Raw genomic sequence first — 17242 nt, forward strand, 5'->3', positions numbered from 1 at the left:
AGCGGAAAGTGAATGCAGAGTGTGTCAGCCTGCCCCATGAATGAAACAGGCGCCCACACACAGCCGGACAAACCGGGAAGAATGATTGTTGCCACCCGGCTGAACAAGTTCCGTCGGATCGGAAACAATCATACTTCCTTTGTTGTGGTTTGCCCTTTTCACGCTTCCGGTGATGTCTTTTTCCTTTTGGTGATTCTTTTTTTTACGGATTTTCCCCTGAAGTTTTTTTCTACACAATCTGCCTCTGTTTTCGTTTACCTCCATTTTGCGCCTTTCAGTAAGCCGCATCAGTCAGTCATTTTCGTTCTGGGCGCAAAGGTAATTCCGGGATTGGACGGGAAAGCAAGGTCAAGCCTCCTGTTTTCGGTAAAAATCTCCAGCCCTGCGGGTAGTATTTTGACCGAAAAACCTTGCATTCCCTAATCCCTACCTTTTCAAGCACCCGAAACGAAAACGACCGATGCGACAGAAAGACGCATAAAAAAAATGTCGGATAAACGAGAGGCAGATAAGATAGTTTGAAACTCAACTCCCTCAGCTCTTGAATCCGCATTAAAAACAAAAAAATCAAAAACAGCGAAGATATGACGGCAACGGCAAATTTCAGACAAATGGCGCAACACATCGGGTTGGCGATATGCGGCTTGATGATGCGCACCGCCTTCGGGGTGTTCGGCATCCTTTGGGGCATCATCAGAGAGATTGTAAACGGAGTGTTCCGAGTGGCGATAGGTGTAATCGTGGCTATCCTTTCCACCATTGCCTTCTTTGGCTTCATCCTTTGGTTATTCACCCTTTAACCCTTACCGACATGGCAAAAAGAAACAGCAAGACGGCAGCGCAGCAGTGCAGATATTACGAGGTGGACAACATCTTCGTGTATATGGTGGAAACGTACATCAACGGCAATTTTGAAACTTTCCGAAGATTGTACCACGAACTGAACAAGGACGCACGGAGGGATTTCATGGACTTCCTTCTCAGCGAGGTAGAGCCGACCTATTGGAGAGAGATACTGAAACAGATAATCTAAAAACGACAGCGATATGAAAGGAACAGACCATTTCAAGAGAACGATATATATGTACTTGGAACAGCGTGCGGAGGAAGATGCGCTATTTGCAAAGAAGTACCGCAACCCTGCCAAGAACATGGACGAGTGCGTGACCCACATTCTGAACTATGTGCAGAAAAGCGGTTGCAACGGTTTCACGGACGGAGAGATATTCGGGCAAGCCATCCACTACTATGAGGAAAACGAGATAGAGGTGGGCAAACCGATGGACTGCCAAGTGGTTGTGAACCACGTTGTGAAACTCACGGCAGAGGAAAAGGCGGAGGCACGTCAGAACGCTGTCCGCAAATACCAAGAGGAGGAACTCCGCAAGTTGCAGAACCGCCACAGACCGTCAGCGAGAAAAGAAAACCAACCCCAACCCTCATTATTTGATTTAGGCTTATGAAACCGAAGACCAAGATACAGACAGAGGTGGCAAGACTTTCCGCCAACCTTCGCCCCATATCAGCGACACAAATAGATTGGGCATACCGCCACTGCGTTGAGCATATCGGCTACCGCACCAAGAAAGGGAACATCACCTGTTCCGACTGCGGTCACGAGTGGCACAGCGACAGCGGACTATGCGACACCCTTGAAGGCTGCACCTGCCCCAAATGCCATGCCGAACTCAAAGTGCAGGACACACGCAGACGCATCTACAAGGAAACGCAGAATTTCAGCGTGATAACCACCTGCAAAGGGTATCAGGTAATCCGCGTGGCGCAGGTCAGATGCGAGAGCAGGAAAGGCGAACCGATGCGTTTCTACTGCCACGAGGTCGTGCAGCGTTGGATTTCACCCGACGGCAAGGTTACGGACATGGCGTTGCTCCGTGGCTTCCTTTTCTGCTATTGCGATGTGTGGGCATTAGGCAGCGATATGGAGGTAAGACCGCACAACAGCCTATACGATGATGTGGTGGCAAGAAGCTGTGCATATCCAAAGATGAGGATATTGCCCCAACTCAGACGTAACGGCTTCAAGGGCGATTTCCACGGCATCTCCCCCGTGCGTCTTTTCAAAGCCTTGCTTTCAGACCCAAGAATTGAAACCCTTATGAAAGGCGGTGAGATTGAGGTCATGAAACACTTTCTTTTCAATACCCGTACTGCCGATGAATGTTGGGCATCATATCTGATTGCCAAGCGTCACAAGTATCAGATAGACAACCTCTCAATGTGGTGCGACTATCTGCGTATGCTCAAAAAACTCGGTCAAGACCTCCGTAACCCGAAGAACATCTGTCCCGAAGATTTCATGGCGGCACACGACAACGCAACCCGAAAAATTGAAGCCATACACGAGAAGGAAAGAGCCGCAGAGCAACGCCGTTGGGAGATTGAAAGGCGTGAGCGTGAGCAACAGCGACAACTCCAACGAAAGAAAGATGCGGAGGATTTCATCGCCAACAAATCCAAATTCTTCGGCTTGGTAATCACGGACGAGGAAATAATCGTCAAGGTGCTTGAAAGCATAGACGAGTATTACAACGAGGGCAAGACGCAGGGCATCTGCGTGTTTGGCAGTGGATACTACAAGAAAGCCGACACCCTCATACTATCGGCAAGGATTGGCGATGAGATTATTGAAACCGTAGAGGTGGACTTGCGAACCCTCGAAGTGGTGCAGTGCCACGGCAAGCACAACCAGGACACCGAATATCACGAGCGCATCATAGACCTTGTGAACAAGAACGCCAACCTTATCCGTGAGCGGATGAAAGCGGCATAGCATAACCCCTAAAACAACATTGATATGGAAGTAAGAATTGAAAGTATGATTTGTGTGTGGGATGATGCAATCCCCACGATGTTCCTTGAATTTGTGAACCTCCTCACTCTCACAACGAGTGAGGGGGAATTGAGAAAGAGCGTAAAGGAGTTTGCCGAGAAGCACGAACTTGACAAGTTTTTCCTTTACGGCTTCGGCTCACACCATTTCTACCTGCACCAACGCTACACAAGCAACCCCGAAATGGTGATGAAGAACAGAGTTCTGTCAGTACATTTTTAACCATCTAAAAAGCAACATTATGACAACACGAATGACCATCAACGGAGTAAGCACCTGCGCGGAAGCAGGTACGGAGAAATACGAGCGTTTCCAATCGGGTATCGGAAGACGCAGGCGGACACTTGTGCAGTACGACTACCGCCACCCCATAGACAGAGAATTGTTCTCTTGTGTCAAACCCACGTTGGACGAGTGCCGAGCCGCACGGGACAAGTGGCTGAACGCAAAGAAGGGAAAGGAGGACAGACTATGAACACGACCTATCAAACGCTGATAGTCAAGTTCAGCGAACCTATCACGGCATTGGACGGTATCTTTGACGATACCGGAGCGTGGGGAACGGACACCCTCAAGGGGTGGATAGATGATTACGAAAGCACACGTTTCACCGCCACCGACAGCCATACGGCAGTCATCACGAGCGAGTACAATATGGAATGTGTGAAAGAGTGGCTACAACGGCAGACCCCCATTTCCGAAATGCGAGAATTTTGAACGGGATGGCGGTGTCCGCACCGCCAATACTTAAAACCCTAAAAACAAAAGATATGATAGCCAAGACGATATTACAGCAGATAGGCGGAAAACGCTTCACCGCCATGACAGGTAGCCGTGATTTCATAGATATGGGCAACGGCTTACGGATGAGCCTTGCAAGGAACAAAACAAGTGCCAACCGCCTTGACATCATCTATGACGAAGGGGCAGACCTCTACAATATGCGCTTCTACCGCAGGACGTTCAGCAAAAAGACCTTTGAGTGCAAGACAAAGGACATTGCCGTACACGAGGGTATCTATTTTGATATGCTGGAGGAAATGTTCACGATGGTGACGGGACTTTACACACGCTTTTGAGTGGCGGGGCGGCGAGAGCCGCCCTACTTTCTTTCAGTGAGCATGATGGCGGACAAAGAAAGTAGCAAAGAAACCTTTGTCCAATCTGCGATAACTAAAAAATCCGCAAGTAAAACTTGCGGAGGCTATATATTGGGTCGTTATTTTTTGGTGGAGGGGAATGATAATCTCGAACCGTTGAACTACACATTTCTGCTTCGTCTCCATTTCCCCCAACGATTTGATACGTTCAATCATTTTTGTTGTTCCTTTCTGAATTTTCCTAAATACTTTCTTCATAATTTCGCTATACTTTTTATGGTTAATAACTATGTTTTGTATTGCTCTCACAACACTTACAACTTGAAGTGTTATTTGGAAACCGATAGGCAAAAATGGCTCAACGATGTCAATTAACGAGAAAATCCTACGATAATCTATCAAGTGATAGAGCAAAAGACGTGCCAAGTTAAATATGGCACGTCTTTTGCCAGTTTTGTCAGTCCTTTTATGGGATATACAACAGCGCAAACTCCGCCTTTCTCCGTTTGAGCAGCATGGCGTGGCGTTTTCCTTTGTAGTTGCAGAAGGCTATATACTCACGGTAGATGTTCCTGTCACCAGCTTCCAGCTTCTTGATTAAGGTGCTTTTGGGGATTGTTTTGCTGCCTAACAGCTTCGCCGGTCCCACATTGTAAGCTAACGTGCCAAGCAAAATCGAATCAACCCCGAATTTACGGAACATGGCGACAAATTTGCGCAGGTCTTTCCGCAAAAGTTCATCCGCATCCCGTTTTGTCATGGTTCGTGCCGAATACTTCTCGTTTGGCAAAAGTTTGTGACCCCAACCGACGTATGGGTAGTGTTTTTCTGAGTGCCAGCCTTCAAAGTAGCGGCAGCATAAAAAAGCACGTTCCATAAGCGGCAGTCGGTAGATTGCCGCCTGCCCGTCCGTTCCCTCTTGGCGGCTGATCTGCGCGGACACAGAACAGACCGTCAGAAGTGAACAGAGCATTGTCATGAATACACGCATCATTTCAACAAGGGGCTGAAGTTGCCGATGGGAACGATGGTAAGATCGTCGTCCTTTACATTCCTGTTGTTGAAGTCAAATTCCAGTTCGTAGGAGTTGCTAAAGTTATCCTCCACCACCACGATGAAATTATGCGCCTCATCACCCGCCGCCGTGTAGTACAGGCGGAATTTTTCGTTCTCCAGCAGGTAGCGGTCGTTAGGCAGGAAGGTGATGCCGTTATCCATTTTGAGCGAGCCTTCCCCCTCGAACTGGAAATAGCGGATGGTATAGAGCGTACCCGAAAAGTCGCCCTCCTTTTTCAGTTCACAGCGGATTTCCACTGTCTGCCCCTTTACTACCTTGTTCGGCACGGGCATGACCTCCACCGTGAAGGGATAGGACTGCTGGATGTCCATGTCATCGTCACATGACACGAGGGTGAATGACATGGCGGCTATCAGGCATAACGCCACTGCCTTGAATATTGATGTTCTCTTGTTTCTGTTGTTCAGTATGTTCATTGTTCTTCGATTTTTAGATGGTTGTTTTTCTGTTTTTTCGTTGTCAGTTGCAGGTACTCGTTCAAGTCCTTGCAACCGTCATAGAGGGAGGAACGGTCGGTGACACGTTCCCCGTATCGCATGGTAAGTGCGGCAAGCGTCCGCCGTCCGGCTTCGTCACGGTCGAGGAAGCAGCCGATGCGCCCGTATCCGTCCAGCAATCCCGCCGCCTTCTCCACGTTGGCGACTGAGTTCAGCACAAGACAGTCAGCGTTACCGGTTACACCAAGCGTCACGGCAGAGAGAAAGTCCATGAAGCCCTCGAACACGAGGCACTCGTCAGCCGGGATGTCATTCGCCTTTACCAGTGATACAGACTTCGGAGGTATGCAACCCTTGAAATATCGGCTTCTGACTTCATAGCCACCTGCCATGTTCGGAAAGCCAACGGCAAAATACCGTTTCCCACGCACACCGTAGTTCAAGCGGCAGCAGTGACGGGATGCGATGGCGTAAGGGATGCCCCGTTCCTCTAAATACTCCGTCAGCAGTGAGCGGAGCAGCGGAGCGACCTCCACATCCTCAAAAACGGATTCGGTCGGCTTCGAGAGATAGACGGGCTTTTCCCATCCGGCAACCGTCATATTGGCGGCTTCCGCTATGAACTTCGCTTGCTTCATGAAGTCATCGCTTTGCAGAAACTCCCCGGCAAGCGTGAAGATGTCGCCGCCCTTGCCCAAACCGAAGTCGTACCAGAGCTGTTTCGCCACGTTCACACGGAAAGAGGATGTGCGCTCGCCCCTGTACGGGGCAAGATACCACAGCTCGTTACCGCTCCTTCTGACAGGCTCATGCCCCAGCCGTGCGAGAAAATCCGCAAGCGGCATCCTTCTGACAGCATCTATTTCCGTCCTTTCCATGCCCGTGTCAGTTGATGATGAACTTGATACCGACCCCGAACTGCGTGTGGAACTTCCGTGTGTCGCCACCACAAAGGCAACGCTCCCGCAGGTTGGCAAGCAGGGCGATACGGTCTGCCACGTAACACTCCACATCGAGCGTCAGCGCACCGCCGTAGATGAAGGCGTCCCGGTCGTGCAGCGTGGAGCCGTCATGCAGCACCTTCTTCCCCCAATTTACCGCCTCATATCCGGCGAGAGCCGAAGCCCCGGCATAGACGAAAACAATCTTTCGGGCGTCCGACAGTATCTTGAAGTAATAGCCGCCCTCCGCCGTGAACTGCGCCACGGGTATCTTGGTGTCCTTGTAGGGATTGTTCTTCAACAGGTATTCGCCACCGAACACCCACTTGTTCCCCTTCTTCGTGTAGGTGGAGAGAGCCGCCCCGAAGCTGTACCCGCCGTCCTTGCCGCCGAGATTGAAGCCGTCCGCCATGTCCGCCCTCACCTCGATGCCCTGCATCTTCGGCAGACACCGCTGGGCGTGCGCCTGCCCTGTAAAAAGGGCAAGCGACGCGATGATTATTGCGATGTACTTTCTCATGGTCAGCGTACTTGAAGTTCGTTGATGGTACCCGCGCGTACCAAATCCTCGTTCTCAATCACGAAGGACTGGTGACGGCCGCCGTTCTTCTCGTTCAATTCCACCACGAGGCACTTGTCATCGGGGATGGTGAACTTCGCCATCGTGAAGACCGTGCGCTCGCTCTTTTTGCCCGGCACGAGGGTGGCGTAGTTCTGCGCGCGGAGCGGCAGAATAATCTGCTCCTGCACGGCAGTACGCTTCGCAACCTTCTTGTCCACGATTTTCCAAGTGATGTAGTCCACATCGAAAGGCACGTTGCTCTGGTTCTTTATCTCCGTGTGGAAATAAAGCAAGCCGTTGTGCGTGTAGATGCCTTTCAACAGGTATTGGATGCCGAAACGCTTGCAGCCGATATGCTTCACCTCGCGCTTGTTCTGTTTGTGGATGGACTTCATGATAAGGCGCACCAGCATCGGGCTTTCGCTGCCCAGCTCTTTCAGATAGATTTCCTGCGCGTTGTTCGGGCGGTTCACCGTGCTGCCGTCATGGATGAAGTCGCACATCTCCACGTTGAGCAACAGCGGTTCGGCGGCGTACTTCACGTTGAAGGTGTAGAAACTGCCGTCCTCCGTGATGACGGACATATTCGTTTCGTTGGGAAAATTCCTTACGGTAGCCTTCACACGGATGATGTTCTCCGCTCCGTCGGCTTTCCCGGCAATCAGGTCGGGCGAGCCTAAATCGACATAGCGCACCTCCGCCGGAAAAATGACGTGGACGGTCTTGTCGTAGGTCACTTCCAGACCGTGCGGCGGTATCATGCGGTCGAAGGTCAGCTTGCGTGACAGCCCGTGATATAGGTCGCCGTCCGCCTCCTTCTGCGGATAGACCTCCTTCGTCAAGGTCGGTTGTTCACTTCCGTTGGTCGTTTCAACGGTTACATTCTCCTGCGCGTTGGCAGTTATGATGCCCATAGCGAGGGCAAACATGATGATTACTTTTCTCATTACTTTTGGATTTTAGTGGTAATTTTTATTGTTTTCAATATTTTTCTTGGTAAAGCATGACCCTGTACCCGGCTTTCAGATGCACCTTGACGGTTCGCATCTTTTTGGCGATGTACTGGCTCGTGCCTTGTATCAGCCCCTTGCCCAAGTCGGAGGCGAGCTGCGCCCCGGCATTGGTGGAGATGTTGATGCTGCTTCCCAGCGAGCCGCCCATGTTGGCGGCGACCTCCCGGACGGCGTTCATCTCCATCGAGTTCGGGATGAAGATGCCGGGCTGTCCGTCCGTGTCATAGACCGCAAGCTCCACGGGGATAATCGTGCCGTCGTATTCCAGCGAGGTAATCTCGATGTCGAGCCGCTCACCCTGTATCTTGCCCGTGCCGACCACCACCGCACCCCGGGGTATTGTCCTGCCTGCCACCGCCATAGGCTCCAGCAGGCGCAGCCTTACCGTCTGCCCGTCCGTCACGCTCTGCGCCCCATGCACGCACGCCGGTATGGTGTTCCTGTCCAATACCTCCGCCGTGCCGACAGCCGTGTTGAAACCCCGGTTGCGTTCCTGCGATAAGGCGGCGACAAACTCCGCGTTACTCATAGGCTGTGAGAGTGAAGAAACTACTTGATGCTCCACCTGTCTGATAGGCATTGCCTTGTTCTTCTTCCCTTTCTGCACGGTAGTTGGCTCTGCCCTCTGTTCCGCCGATGGCTGTCCTCCGTTCTGACCGCCCATGTACTTTGCCGCCAGCTCGTAGGACTTCTCCATAAGAGCCACCTGCTCGTCCATAGAGGAAGCCTTGCCCCTCTCGCTTTCCAGTTCCGACTCCAGCGATGCGATGCGCTCCAACAATTCGTCCATCTCCGCATTGTCGTTTTTCGGCTGGTCGTAGAAGTTTCCGAGCGTGGCGTTCAGGTCACGGTAGGCGGCTGCGGAGGACTGGATGGTCTGCGGCGTGGCTGGCTTTGCCCTTTCTTCCTTGCCGCCCGGATTGGCGAGGTCGAAGTCCACTCCGTTCTCCGTTCCCGCTATCTCGCGGTCGAACATGTCGCCCAGCTGCCCGATGGCACGGTTGCGGCTCTCCTGACGCTCTTCCATCTCCCCATGCTCGTAGGCTTTCAGCTTGTCGCCGATAATCTGCCGGTTCGCCTTGTCAGCGTCGGGCATCTCGGTGTTGTATCCGTCCGTTCCCGGCGGTTGCTCCTTGCCGGAGGACGGGGCGAATATCAGCCACATCGCCCCGATGAACACCAACACCATAGCGGGCAGCACGATCATCTTCTGCCGTTTCAGCCGTTGCGCCTCTGTCAGCGGTTCGCGCTCCTTTTTCGGTTTCCCCGTTTCGGGAGCAGCTTTGTTCTCTTTCGTCGGTTCATTCTTTGTCTGTTCCATATAAATAAGGTGTTAAGTGATTGCCTGTTTCCGCCGGGGTCGGCAGTTCCACCCGTCCGGCGTGTCCCGTTTCCATATGTGAGCCGTCGTTCCTGCCGATGTCATAGACGGCTCTGCCGAAGGTGTAAAGGGCAAGCACCGCGAAGGCGGCGAACATCCCCAGCACGATGCGGCGGCGTGTTTCCGGCGGCAAGCCGTCCAGATACCCTTTGAGACTTGCCGCCAAGCGTTTCCGTTTGTCGTGGAGTTTCCAATACATGCCCCACATTGATTTTCTGATACTTTTCATGTCCTGTTACCGTTTGATAGTCTGTAAATCCTTGTTCTCAATGATGGTGAAACCCTCGATGGTAAAACCGTTCGGGTTGTCATCCGACCGCGATGCGTTCAGCAGGCGGCAGGTGGTCACGAGGCTGCGCTCGGTGACGTTGCTCTGCCGGATGATTTTCTGTGTGGCGTAGGTCACGGCACGGTAGGGATAGGCGTTGAAGTCGCACACCACGCTGTCCACCTTCAGCACTTGGTTGATGTTCCCGGCGATGATGCGGTTGTAGTACCCCTTCTCCGCGAAGTCCGAATAATAGTGGTACACGCTCTTGTCCGCCAGCAGCAAGGCACGTTTCACGTTGTGTTCAATCGCGCTTTTTTCAGGTGATAGCGTGAAGAACATCTCGTGGAAACGGCGCACATGTTCCCGTGCCTCCGCCGGGCGGTTCTGCGACAAATCCTGAGACAAGGCGAGCATCAGGCTCTTGCCGTTGTCCAGCACATAGATTTTCTCCCGTTGCTTCTCTGCGAAACGGTAGGAGTTCCACACGCTCCACACCGTCACCACGGCGCACAGCGAGAGGAAGACGATACCGAACAGGCGTATCTGCCTGAACGACGATTCGATGTTTCTAAGTGATTTGAATTCCATTTATATTTTCCAATTTATGATTGCACATTGATTATTTCAGCAATTTGCCGACACGTCCGACTGCGTTTCCTGCGGCTGCACCCGCCACGCTGCCCGCCATGCTTCCGGCTCGTCCCGCCATCTGGTTCACGTTGCGACCGTAACCGCCCATGCCTCCGGCTTGGATAATCCAGCCCGCAACGGTGGGAATGGTAAAGTAGCCGATGATGCCGATGCAGAGGAATACGATATACACCCCGTCGCTCGAATCCAGCGAGAAGTTCGGGTCTGCCTGCATCCGCTCGATGTCGTTTTGCAGCATCAGAACCTGTATCTTCGCCAGTATGGTGCTGAACATGTCCGATACCGGTAGCCACAGATAGACCTGTATATAGCGGCATATCCACTGCGTGAGCGTGTTTTGGAAACCGTCCCATACCGACAGGGCGAAGGCTATCGGACCGAGAATCGCCAGCACCACGAGAAAGAAGGTGCGGACGGTGTCTATCACGAGGGCGGCGGCTTGGAACAGCAGTTCGAGTATCTCGCGGAAGAAGTCGCGGATGCTCTTCTTCATGTTGTACATTCCCCGGTCGATATACATTCCCGCCATCGTCACCATGTCGGAGGGCGACCAGCCGAGTTCCTCCAGTTGCTTGTCAAATTCCTCGTTGGACACGAGGTAGGCGGTTTCGGGGTTGCGTACCATCGCCTCGTATTCCAGTTTGTCCTTCTGCTCCCGGTATCGGTTCATGTCCAGCGTTTCCGCCTCCAGCATCTTTGCCGTGCCCTGTACGACGGGTGAGAGGATGCTGTTTATCGTGCCCAGCACCACAGTCGGGAAGAACATGATGCACAGACCGATGGCAAAAGGACGGAGCATCGGGAATACGTCTATCGGTTCAGCTCTCGCCAGCGACTGCCATACCCGGTAGGCGACGTAGAACAGCGCACCCAGCCCGGCGATGCCTTTCGCCACACCAGCCATGTCCCCACACAGCGGCATCATCTGCTCATAAAGTGAACGTAAAATCTGATGAAGGTTGTCGAACTTCATAGGCTACCAGTATCTTTCGTTCATGTTCCCGTACAGCCCCATGATGCGGTCGAGGTCGTTCTTCTTTTTCGCACGCAGGTAACTCACGGAGATGTTCTTGTTCGTGTAGTAGCTCACGAGGTTGCGGTAACGCTTCATCTTCGAGTGGCAGCGTTCCACCACGTCCATGCGCTCCTTGTCGGTCATGGAGAGCGTGGTGATGTTCACCACGTTCCTGAGTTCCGTCAACACTTCGTTGCTTTCCTCCAGCAGTTTCGTGTAGCCGAAAGCGATTGCGGAAAGCTCTTCGGGTCTGAAATTCCCGTCACGGAGCATCCGTTGGAAACTGTTCACATAGATGTCTGTGATGTCGCCCACCATCAGGATGGTCTGCTGCACCTTGCGGGCGTCCTTGACCAGATTGTTCACCGATTTGAGGGCATCGTAATACTTCTTGCCCTGCTGATAGATTTTCACCGTCTCCTGAAAGTTGCTCACCATGTTCGTGGCGGTCTTGGAGGTATGGATGATGTTTTTGGAGGCATTGATGATGCCCTGCGCTAGATTGCCCGGATCGCTTACGACCCACTGTGCGCTTGCCCTGCCCGCGAAAAGCAGGCACAGGCAGATAATCATTGTTATTCTTGTTCTCATGTTACTTTGGATTTTAGTGGTTGTTATTCTTCGGTCGGATGTCCCGGCTGCGGCTTCACCCGCACATAGTCCCCGTTTGGCGAGAAAGTCAGCACATCCGTGGCCTCGTTGTAGGACACGTCGATGCGGAAGCCGGTGTTCATGAACAGGTTGCCGTTCTCCTCCTGCAAGAGATAGGTTTCCGGCTTGAGCTTGCGGCGCAGACCGCTACGACGGAACACCGTCACTTTGTAGGCTTCGCCCTCCTTGTAGATAAGCACGTCAGGTTTTCCCTCCACGCTCTCCCAGTTCCCGCACAGCATGTCGCGGCGGTTGTCGGCCCCCTCGCAGGATTGCAGCATCATGACCGCCAATCCGATAAGGCACTTGCTGACTTGCAGCATTTTCACTTTTGGTAAATTCATACGCGTTTTTCTTTTTTGGTTGATACATTCTGTTTTTTAGTTATTCCTTGTTTCTCCGCCTTTCGGCAAGCTGCCGGATGGCGGCTTCGATGTCGTCGCCCAGCTTCTCCGCCAGACGGTAAACCTCCACTTTTTCCGTTTCCTCGGTGGTGTACGCCAGATACTCTTCCGCGCTGACCTCCGTGGCATAGACCGCCGACTGCGTGCCGCCCAAGCCTATCCACACCTCCTTGTAGAGCCGTGAAGGGTTGTTCGCCATGTTGATGGAGAGTATCTGCGACTTCTCCTTTTCCGTCAGTCCGAGCAACGCCTGTATCTGGTCGAACTTGTTCATATATTTCCTTTGGTCAAGCAGGATTTTACAATCCGAGTTGTTGATAATGCTCTCTTTGACCACCGGAGAACTGATAATGTCGTCCACCTCCTGCGTCACCACGATTGCCTCGCCGTAATATTTTCTGACCGTCTTATACATATAGCGCAGATATTCAGCCATGTTCGCCGATGAGAGGGCCTTCCAAGCCTCTTCCACGATAAGCTGTTTCCGCACGCCTTTCAGCCGCCGCATCTTGTTGATGAAGGCTTCCATGATGATGATGGTCACGACGGGGAACAGTTCGCGGTTTTCTTTAATCGAATCTATCTCGAAGACGATGAACCGCTTGCCGAGCAGGTCGATGTTCTCCGTGGAGTTGAGCAGGAAATCGTAACGCCCGCCCCGGTAATACTGCCGCATGGTGGTGAGCATGTTGTCGATGTTGAAGTCGGACTTCTCCACCTTGATGTCACGCTGTGCCAGTTCCTTGCGGTAGTCGTCACGCATATACTCGTAGAAGGTGTTGAACGACGGCACGATGCTACGGTCGGATTGGATGCGCTCAATATAGGCACTCACGGCACTGCCCAGCTCGCCGCTCTCCGTCTTTGTCACCTTGTCGTCCTCCGACTTCCAGAGCGTCAGCAACAGGGTCTTGATGCTGTCCTTCTTCTCCACGTCGAAGATGTAATCGTCGGTGTAGAACGGGTTGAAGCTGATGGGCTTATCTTCCGTGTAGGTGAAATACACACCGTCCGCTCCGCCTGTCTTGCGTCGGATCATGCCGCACAAGCCCTGATAGGAGTTTCCCGTGTCCACCAATACCACATGTGCGCCTTGCTCATAATATTGGCGCACGAGGTGGTTCATGAAGAAAGACTTGCCGCTGCCCGAAGGACCCAGCACGAACTTGTTGCGGTTGGTCGTGATACCCCGCTTCATGGGCAGGTCGGAGATGTCAAGGTGCAGCGGTTTTCCCGTGAGCCTGTCCACCATCTTGATGCCGAAGGGCGAGAGCGAGTTGCGGTAGTTGGTTTCCTCTGTGAACAGGCACACCGCCTGTTCGATGAAGGTGTGGAAACTCTCTTCCGCCGGGAAGTCCGCCGCATTGCCGGGTATCGCCGCCCAGTAGAGTGTCGGGCAGTCGATGGTGTTGTGGCGCGGCACGCATTCCATGCTTGCCAACTGGCTGCCCACGTCGTTCTTGATATGCTTCAGTTCCTCCGCATCGTCGCTCCACGCCATGACGTTGAAGTGTGCCCGTACCGAGGTCAGTCCGTAGGAATGGGCTTCGTTCAGGTATTGGTCTATCCACTCGCGGTTGATGCTGTTGCTCCTTGAATAGCGAGATAGCGACTGCATGTTACGGGCGGACTTCTCGAACTTATGCAAGGTTTCCTCACTGTTGTCTATCAGCACATACTGGTTGTAGATATGGTTGCAGGAGAGCAGAAGCCCCACCGGGGAGGCGAATGACAGTCGGCAGTCACTCCGGTCGGTGGAGAGCTTCTCGTAACGGGTGTCGGTAGCCACCTTGCCCGGCAGGTCTTCCGCGTCGGAGAGGGTGTGCAGACACAGGCGGTTGTCGCCGATGCGCATCTCCCTTGCCGAAAGCTCGATGTCCTGCAAGGTGGTGTCACCTTCCGACATGAGCGAGAAGTAGCGTTCAATAAGTCCCGTATTTCCCTCAGTACCCACAATCTCATCGGTGGAGAGGCGGCGCAGCCTGACAAGCCCGCTGTCGTTCATGATGCGCTCGAACTGTTCGCAGGCTTCCAAGAACTTGGTCGTGGTTTCCCTGTCCAGCTCCTTCGGGATGATATGTCCCCGGCACAGCGTGCTGAAATTGCTCTGCATCCGGTTACGCTCCTTTGTTGTCTTGGTCAGGTAGAGGTAGCAGGTGTGTTTCAGGTACGGACGCTCGTTGAAGTGACGCTCGAAAGAGCGGCTTAAAAAGCTCATGTCGTCCTTCTGAAGCTCCGGTTTGTAGCGTTCCTTGATGAACCAGTCCTGTTTGTGGACGACGGAGTAGTCCGGCAGCACCTTGATAGCCTTGCACCAGCAACTGTGTATCGCCTCGTACTCCGCACCCGTCACGGTGTAAAGTTCCGGCAGTTCCACCTCGAAAGCCACCGTGATGTCGGCGTCCTTTGAGATGATGCAGCCATGCTCCACCGCTAAAAGTGGGAACCTGTTTTCCAGTGTTGTCATTTTCGATGTATTCCTCATTGTCTTTCTTCCTTTCGTTGTCGTTTGAACAGACGGGGTATCCGCCGCCGGTTGATAAGGTATCGGGGATGGCTCCGTGCCGCTCCTAATTTCATCAGCCCGTGTTCGCCGTACCGGGCGTTCAGCGCGAAGGTCTGCCATACAAGGAGGGAGGACGATGCCGCGCCGAAGCCGATACATATCCACTGGTCGATACCGACCATGTAGAGGATGACGAACAGGACGAAGAGAGCCAGCAGACCTCCGCAGAAGATGAAGAGGTACTGTGCCTTCAAGCCCTTGAACTCTACCGGACGGCCGATACCCTTGTTGATTGGGTATTCAGCCATACATTATTTATTAAAGGAAGAATGAGCGCAGGATGGTGGCGGCAACAATCAGGAAGATGCACGCGCCGAACCACGAGGCGGCTGTCTTGCTGGTGTCGGGGTCGCCCGATGAAAACTTGCCGTACACTTTTACGCCCCCGATAAGCCCGACGACTGCACCGATGGCGTATATCAGTTTAGTTCCGGGGTCGAAATAAGAACTCACCATAGAGGTGGCTTCGTTGATGCCCGCGATGCCGTTTCCCTGCGCGAAAGCGGAGGCGGTTGCGGCGATGACAAGTGCCGCGGAGAGGATTGCTTTTCTGTTTTTCAAGATGTTCTTGTTCATAAACTGTTCTTGTTTTTTGCCGTCAAAAGGGTGGATGGTCCTTTGTCGGGCGGTTGATACTTTGTTTCTTTACTTTGGTTTTAGTGGATGCCCGTTTGTTTCCACGGACGTGGGCGTGTCCGTTGCGGATAGGGATGCGCCTTGCGTTTCCTCGCCGCGTGGGTTGATGTCATTCTTTCATGTTCATTTCTTTTATTGTTGTCATACATAGTTGCGAATGTCGAACTCCTCGATGTTGTCCGGCACGACGAACTCCTTTTCAGGTTTCTTCAGCCGAATCTCGATAAGCCCCTTGATGCGGATGCCTATCTCCGAAGAGCCTTCCATCATTTTCTCGTACAACTCCGTGCCCTCCATGTCGGTGAACACCTTCGCCGCCTTTTCACGTTCCGCCTGTGTCGCGTCCGGGTTCTTGGCGGTCTTGCAGGCGTCGTCAATCTCGTCAAAGCTGCTGCCCGAAGCCCGTGGCGTGTCCGAGGCGTCCTCTTCCGGTTCGTCGTCCCCGTATCCCAGTTCCTCCGGCGGTATGCTCGTGAAGGTCTCATCGAGTTTTTCCTCCGGAACTTGTGCCGGGCGGGATGCGTTTCCCGTTTTTCCGTCGTCAAAAGTAGCCTCTTCCTCCGACAGCTCAATGCCTTTTTCCATAGTGGCGGCTTCTTGCGTCGGTATGGCAGCGGTTGTCCGGGTGGATGCCATCCTGAAACGGCTCTTGCCGATGATGTCCGCCTTTTCCGCAGGGACTTCCTCGTGTGCCGCTATGCGTTTAGCCTCATTCCCGTCCAGTGACCGCCATAATCCGACAATGCCCTTGAAGAAGCGGACAATCCGCGTGTCCATGATGCGCTCGTAAAGGAGCAGGAACAGGAACCAGAGGTTGCAGCCGACCGATACCGCCAGCAGAATGTCTGTCATGCTGATTGTGTAATTCATATCCTTCCGTTTTTGGTTAGAATACTGAATTATAATTTCGGGCATAAAGGCTCTTTATCGCATCCTCGCACTGGTTGAAGTGATGCGTCAGCACATGGTCGATGTAAGCGGACAGCATAAGCCGGTCATGCCCGATTACACGGGTGATACACATGATACGCTCGTGGTACTCCGGGCGCACATACGCCATCTTCCCCTCACGTGCCTTTACTTCCGAGTCACGGATGAACAGACGTTCATAGTCCTTCTCGCAGCATTTGCCGCTTACCGGGACAGGCGACAGGATTTCCACACTCGCCTGCACTTGGGCAAACATACCTCCGCAGTCTTGCTGTGGTCTTTTTTCATTCGGTGTCATTTCTTTTTCCATTTTCAAATCAGATCTTCACGTTGTTTCTTGTACAGTTCGTTGATTCTCTCCTTGTGCTGTTCCAGATGTTGGCGCAGCACGGTATCCACATAGCCGCCCACCGAGATTTCACCTCCGGCGATGTCGTTCACGATTCTGAGGATTTTGCCGTGGACATCGCGGCTGATATAGACACACTGGCGGGTCTTTATCTCGTTGCGGCGCAGGAACAGCTCGTTATAGTCCTCATCCTGCCTTTTCCGGCGGCCACTTTCCCTCTGCGCTTTTTCCCGTGTTACTGGTTGCACAGGAGGTGGTTCCGGTGCGGCGGTGTCCTCTTCGGTCGGTGCAGCTGCGGGTACTTCCTGTGCGGGGCGCAGTGTCCCGTCCTGTGTGCGCCGCCCGATGGAAGCTAACAGCAGTTCCTCGTCGATGCCTTCCGTGTTCACTTTCCTGCTGCCCATGC

Annotated in this window: 27 protein-coding genes; 9 read left to right on the plus strand and 18 right to left on the minus strand. The window is 53.0% G+C overall.

Going from position 1 to position 17242, the window contains the following annotated elements; all coding sequences use genetic code 11:
• Positions 1-12: 12 nt before the first annotated feature.
• From CZ367_RS15785 to CZ367_RS02550, 9 genes are all read left to right on the plus strand, one after another.
• Positions 13-423, plus strand: a complete 411-nt coding sequence (locus CZ367_RS15785; protein ID WP_004291538.1) for a hypothetical protein — start codon at positions 13-15, stop codon at positions 421-423.
• Positions 424-584: 161 nt separating this feature from the next.
• Complete coding sequence (locus tag CZ367_RS02515; protein ID WP_004291535.1) at positions 585-800, plus strand: hypothetical protein; 216 nt, start codon at positions 585-587, stop codon at positions 798-800.
• 11 nt (positions 801-811) lie between these two features.
• Entirely contained in the window at positions 812-1033 is a 222-nt protein-coding gene (locus CZ367_RS02520; protein WP_004291534.1) for a hypothetical protein, read from the plus strand.
• Positions 1034-1046: 13 nt separating this feature from the next.
• A complete protein-coding gene (locus CZ367_RS02525; protein WP_004291533.1) occupies positions 1047-1463 on the plus strand; it encodes a PcfK-like family protein in 417 nt (138 codons plus the stop codon).
• The gene (locus CZ367_RS02530) at positions 1460-2791 is read left to right on the plus strand and encodes a PcfJ domain-containing protein (RefSeq protein WP_077195541.1); all 1332 of its coding nucleotides are present in this window, start codon (positions 1460-1462) and stop codon (positions 2789-2791) included. Before CZ367_RS02525 ends, CZ367_RS02530 begins: the two co-directional genes overlap by 4 nt.
• Before the next feature lie 24 nt (positions 2792-2815).
• Positions 2816-3073, plus strand: coding sequence for a hypothetical protein (locus tag CZ367_RS02535; protein ID WP_004291531.1), 258 nt, complete (start codon positions 2816-2818; stop codon positions 3071-3073).
• A 19-nt stretch (positions 3074-3092) separates the two neighbouring features.
• Complete coding sequence (locus tag CZ367_RS02540; protein ID WP_004304291.1) at positions 3093-3326, plus strand: DUF3873 domain-containing protein; 234 nt, start codon at positions 3093-3095, stop codon at positions 3324-3326.
• A complete protein-coding gene (locus CZ367_RS02545) occupies positions 3323-3568 on the plus strand; it encodes a DUF6956 domain-containing protein (protein WP_004291529.1) in 246 nt (81 codons plus the stop codon). The genes CZ367_RS02540 and CZ367_RS02545 overlap by 4 nt, the downstream gene beginning before the upstream one ends.
• Positions 3569-3621: 53 nt before the next feature.
• Positions 3622-3930 carry a hypothetical protein gene (locus CZ367_RS02550; RefSeq protein ID WP_004304290.1) on the plus strand — a complete coding sequence of 103 codons (309 nt, stop codon included), beginning with the start codon at positions 3622-3624 and terminating at the stop codon, positions 3928-3930.
• 33 nt (positions 3931-3963) lie between these two features.
• Here CZ367_RS02550 and CZ367_RS16540 read toward each other — a convergent pair whose 3' ends face one another.
• The 18 genes from CZ367_RS16540 to CZ367_RS02635 form a co-directional block, all read right to left on the minus strand.
• Positions 3964-4353 (minus strand): hypothetical protein, encoded by a 390-nt coding sequence (locus tag CZ367_RS16540; protein WP_004291527.1) that lies wholly within the window; start codon positions 4351-4353, stop codon positions 3964-3966.
• A gap of 64 nt (positions 4354-4417) precedes the next feature.
• Positions 4418-4945: a glycoside hydrolase family protein gene (locus CZ367_RS02560; RefSeq protein ID WP_004291526.1), complete on the minus strand. Its 528-nt coding sequence runs from the start codon at positions 4943-4945 to the stop codon at positions 4418-4420.
• Positions 4942-5445 (minus strand): DUF3872 domain-containing protein, encoded by a 504-nt coding sequence (locus tag CZ367_RS02565; protein WP_004291525.1) that lies wholly within the window; start codon positions 5443-5445, stop codon positions 4942-4944. Before CZ367_RS02565 ends, CZ367_RS02560 begins: the two co-directional genes overlap by 4 nt.
• Positions 5442-6344, minus strand: coding sequence for a toprim domain-containing protein (locus CZ367_RS02570; protein ID WP_004291524.1), 903 nt, complete (start codon positions 6342-6344; stop codon positions 5442-5444). The genes CZ367_RS02565 and CZ367_RS02570 overlap by 4 nt, the downstream gene beginning before the upstream one ends.
• A 7-nt stretch (positions 6345-6351) precedes the next feature.
• Positions 6352-6927: a conjugal transfer protein TraO gene (locus CZ367_RS02575; protein ID WP_077195542.1), complete on the minus strand. Its 576-nt coding sequence runs from the start codon at positions 6925-6927 to the stop codon at positions 6352-6354.
• 2 nt (positions 6928-6929) lie between these two features.
• Entirely contained in the window at positions 6930-7916 is a 987-nt protein-coding gene (gene traN, locus CZ367_RS02580; protein ID WP_004291522.1) for a conjugative transposon protein TraN, read from the minus strand.
• Between the two features lie 34 nt (positions 7917-7950).
• Positions 7951-9303, minus strand: a complete 1353-nt coding sequence (traM, locus tag CZ367_RS02585; protein ID WP_004291521.1) for a conjugative transposon protein TraM — start codon at positions 9301-9303, stop codon at positions 7951-7953.
• A complete protein-coding gene (locus CZ367_RS15800) occupies positions 9284-9571 on the minus strand; it encodes a TraL conjugative transposon family protein (RefSeq protein WP_018697145.1) in 288 nt (95 codons plus the stop codon). Before CZ367_RS15800 ends, traM begins: the two co-directional genes overlap by 20 nt.
• A gap of 27 nt (positions 9572-9598) precedes the next feature.
• A complete protein-coding gene (gene traK / locus CZ367_RS02590) occupies positions 9599-10222 on the minus strand; it encodes a conjugative transposon protein TraK (protein WP_004291519.1) in 624 nt (207 codons plus the stop codon).
• 31 nt (positions 10223-10253) lie between these two features.
• Positions 10254-11258: a conjugative transposon protein TraJ gene (gene traJ, locus CZ367_RS02595; protein ID WP_004291518.1), complete on the minus strand. Its 1005-nt coding sequence runs from the start codon at positions 11256-11258 to the stop codon at positions 10254-10256.
• A gap of 3 nt (positions 11259-11261) precedes the next feature.
• Positions 11262-11891 carry a DUF4141 domain-containing protein gene (locus CZ367_RS02600; RefSeq protein ID WP_004304283.1) on the minus strand — a complete coding sequence of 210 codons (630 nt, stop codon included), beginning with the start codon at positions 11889-11891 and terminating at the stop codon, positions 11262-11264.
• 23 nt (positions 11892-11914) lie between these two features.
• Entirely contained in the window at positions 11915-12295 is a 381-nt protein-coding gene (locus CZ367_RS02605; RefSeq protein WP_077195543.1) for a DUF3876 domain-containing protein, read from the minus strand.
• A 40-nt stretch (positions 12296-12335) separates the two neighbouring features.
• Positions 12336-14840, minus strand: coding sequence for a TraG family conjugative transposon ATPase (locus CZ367_RS02610; protein ID WP_077195544.1), 2505 nt, complete (start codon positions 14838-14840; stop codon positions 12336-12338).
• Entirely contained in the window at positions 14837-15169 is a 333-nt protein-coding gene (locus CZ367_RS02615) for a DUF4133 domain-containing protein (RefSeq protein WP_008764731.1), read from the minus strand. Before CZ367_RS02615 ends, CZ367_RS02610 begins: the two co-directional genes overlap by 4 nt.
• A 10-nt stretch (positions 15170-15179) precedes the next feature.
• The gene (locus CZ367_RS02620; protein WP_002560983.1) at positions 15180-15497 is read right to left on the minus strand and encodes a DUF4134 domain-containing protein; all 318 of its coding nucleotides are present in this window, start codon (positions 15495-15497) and stop codon (positions 15180-15182) included.
• 201 nt (positions 15498-15698) lie between these two features.
• Entirely contained in the window at positions 15699-16427 is a 729-nt protein-coding gene (locus CZ367_RS02625; RefSeq protein WP_008764732.1) for a hypothetical protein, read from the minus strand.
• A gap of 16 nt (positions 16428-16443) precedes the next feature.
• Positions 16444-16797 (minus strand): DUF3408 domain-containing protein, encoded by a 354-nt coding sequence (locus CZ367_RS02630; RefSeq protein WP_025880727.1) that lies wholly within the window; start codon positions 16795-16797, stop codon positions 16444-16446.
• A gap of 2 nt (positions 16798-16799) precedes the next feature.
• Positions 16800-17240 carry a DUF3408 domain-containing protein gene (locus CZ367_RS02635; protein WP_002560986.1) on the minus strand — a complete coding sequence of 147 codons (441 nt, stop codon included), beginning with the start codon at positions 17238-17240 and terminating at the stop codon, positions 16800-16802.
• Between the last annotated feature and the right edge of the window lie 2 nt (positions 17241-17242).

The sequence above is a fragment of the Prevotella ihumii genome (assembly GCF_900155655.1).
Classification (GTDB): Bacteria; Bacteroidota; Bacteroidia; order Bacteroidales; family Bacteroidaceae; genus Prevotella; species Prevotella ihumii.

Bases quoted from the DNA above. Each gene is read 5' to 3' on its own strand.
- CZ367_RS15785 (WP_004291538.1), top strand. From the start codon at position 13: ATGCAGAGTGTGTCAGCCTGCCCCATGAATGAAACAGGCGCCCACACA.
- CZ367_RS02515 (WP_004291535.1), top strand. From the start codon at position 585: ATGACGGCAACGGCAAATTTCAGACAAATGGCGCAACACATCGGGTTG.
- CZ367_RS02520 (WP_004291534.1), top strand. From the start codon at position 812: ATGGCAAAAAGAAACAGCAAGACGGCAGCGCAGCAGTGCAGATATTAC.
- CZ367_RS02525 (WP_004291533.1), top strand. From the start codon at position 1,047: ATGAAAGGAACAGACCATTTCAAGAGAACGATATATATGTACTTGGAA.
- CZ367_RS02530 (WP_077195541.1), top strand. From the start codon at position 1,460: ATGAAACCGAAGACCAAGATACAGACAGAGGTGGCAAGACTTTCCGCC.
- CZ367_RS02535 (WP_004291531.1), top strand. From the start codon at position 2,816: ATGGAAGTAAGAATTGAAAGTATGATTTGTGTGTGGGATGATGCAATC.
- CZ367_RS02540 (WP_004304291.1), top strand. From the start codon at position 3,093: ATGACAACACGAATGACCATCAACGGAGTAAGCACCTGCGCGGAAGCA.
- CZ367_RS02545 (WP_004291529.1), top strand. From the start codon at position 3,323: ATGAACACGACCTATCAAACGCTGATAGTCAAGTTCAGCGAACCTATC.
- CZ367_RS02550 (WP_004304290.1), top strand. From the start codon at position 3,622: ATGATAGCCAAGACGATATTACAGCAGATAGGCGGAAAACGCTTCACC.
- CZ367_RS02560 (WP_004291526.1), bottom strand. From the start codon at position 4,945: ATGATGCGTGTATTCATGACAATGCTCTGTTCACTTCTGACGGTCTGT.
- CZ367_RS02565 (WP_004291525.1), bottom strand. From the start codon at position 5,445: ATGAACATACTGAACAACAGAAACAAGAGAACATCAATATTCAAGGCA.
- CZ367_RS02570 (WP_004291524.1), bottom strand. From the start codon at position 6,344: ATGGAAAGGACGGAAATAGATGCTGTCAGAAGGATGCCGCTTGCGGAT.
- CZ367_RS02575 (WP_077195542.1), bottom strand. From the start codon at position 6,927: ATGAGAAAGTACATCGCAATAATCATCGCGTCGCTTGCCCTTTTTACA.
- traN (WP_004291522.1), bottom strand. From the start codon at position 7,916: ATGAGAAAAGTAATCATCATGTTTGCCCTCGCTATGGGCATCATAACT.
- traM (WP_004291521.1), bottom strand. From the start codon at position 9,303: ATGGAACAGACAAAGAATGAACCGACGAAAGAGAACAAAGCTGCTCCC.
- CZ367_RS15800 (WP_018697145.1), bottom strand. From the start codon at position 9,571: ATGTGGGGCATGTATTGGAAACTCCACGACAAACGGAAACGCTTGGCG.
- traK (WP_004291519.1), bottom strand. From the start codon at position 10,222: ATGGAATTCAAATCACTTAGAAACATCGAATCGTCGTTCAGGCAGATA.
- traJ (WP_004291518.1), bottom strand. From the start codon at position 11,258: ATGAAGTTCGACAACCTTCATCAGATTTTACGTTCACTTTATGAGCAG.
- CZ367_RS02600 (WP_004304283.1), bottom strand. From the start codon at position 11,891: ATGAGAACAAGAATAACAATGATTATCTGCCTGTGCCTGCTTTTCGCG.
- CZ367_RS02605 (WP_077195543.1), bottom strand. From the start codon at position 12,295: ATGAATTTACCAAAAGTGAAAATGCTGCAAGTCAGCAAGTGCCTTATC.
- CZ367_RS02610 (WP_077195544.1), bottom strand. From the start codon at position 14,840: ATGAGGAATACATCGAAAATGACAACACTGGAAAACAGGTTCCCACTT.
- CZ367_RS02615 (WP_008764731.1), bottom strand. From the start codon at position 15,169: ATGGCTGAATACCCAATCAACAAGGGTATCGGCCGTCCGGTAGAGTTC.
- CZ367_RS02620 (WP_002560983.1), bottom strand. From the start codon at position 15,497: ATGAACAAGAACATCTTGAAAAACAGAAAAGCAATCCTCTCCGCGGCA.
- CZ367_RS02625 (WP_008764732.1), bottom strand. From the start codon at position 16,427: ATGAATTACACAATCAGCATGACAGACATTCTGCTGGCGGTATCGGTC.
- CZ367_RS02630 (WP_025880727.1), bottom strand. From the start codon at position 16,797: ATGGAAAAAGAAATGACACCGAATGAAAAAAGACCACAGCAAGACTGC.
- CZ367_RS02635 (WP_002560986.1), bottom strand. From the start codon at position 17,240: ATGGGCAGCAGGAAAGTGAACACGGAAGGCATCGACGAGGAACTGCTG.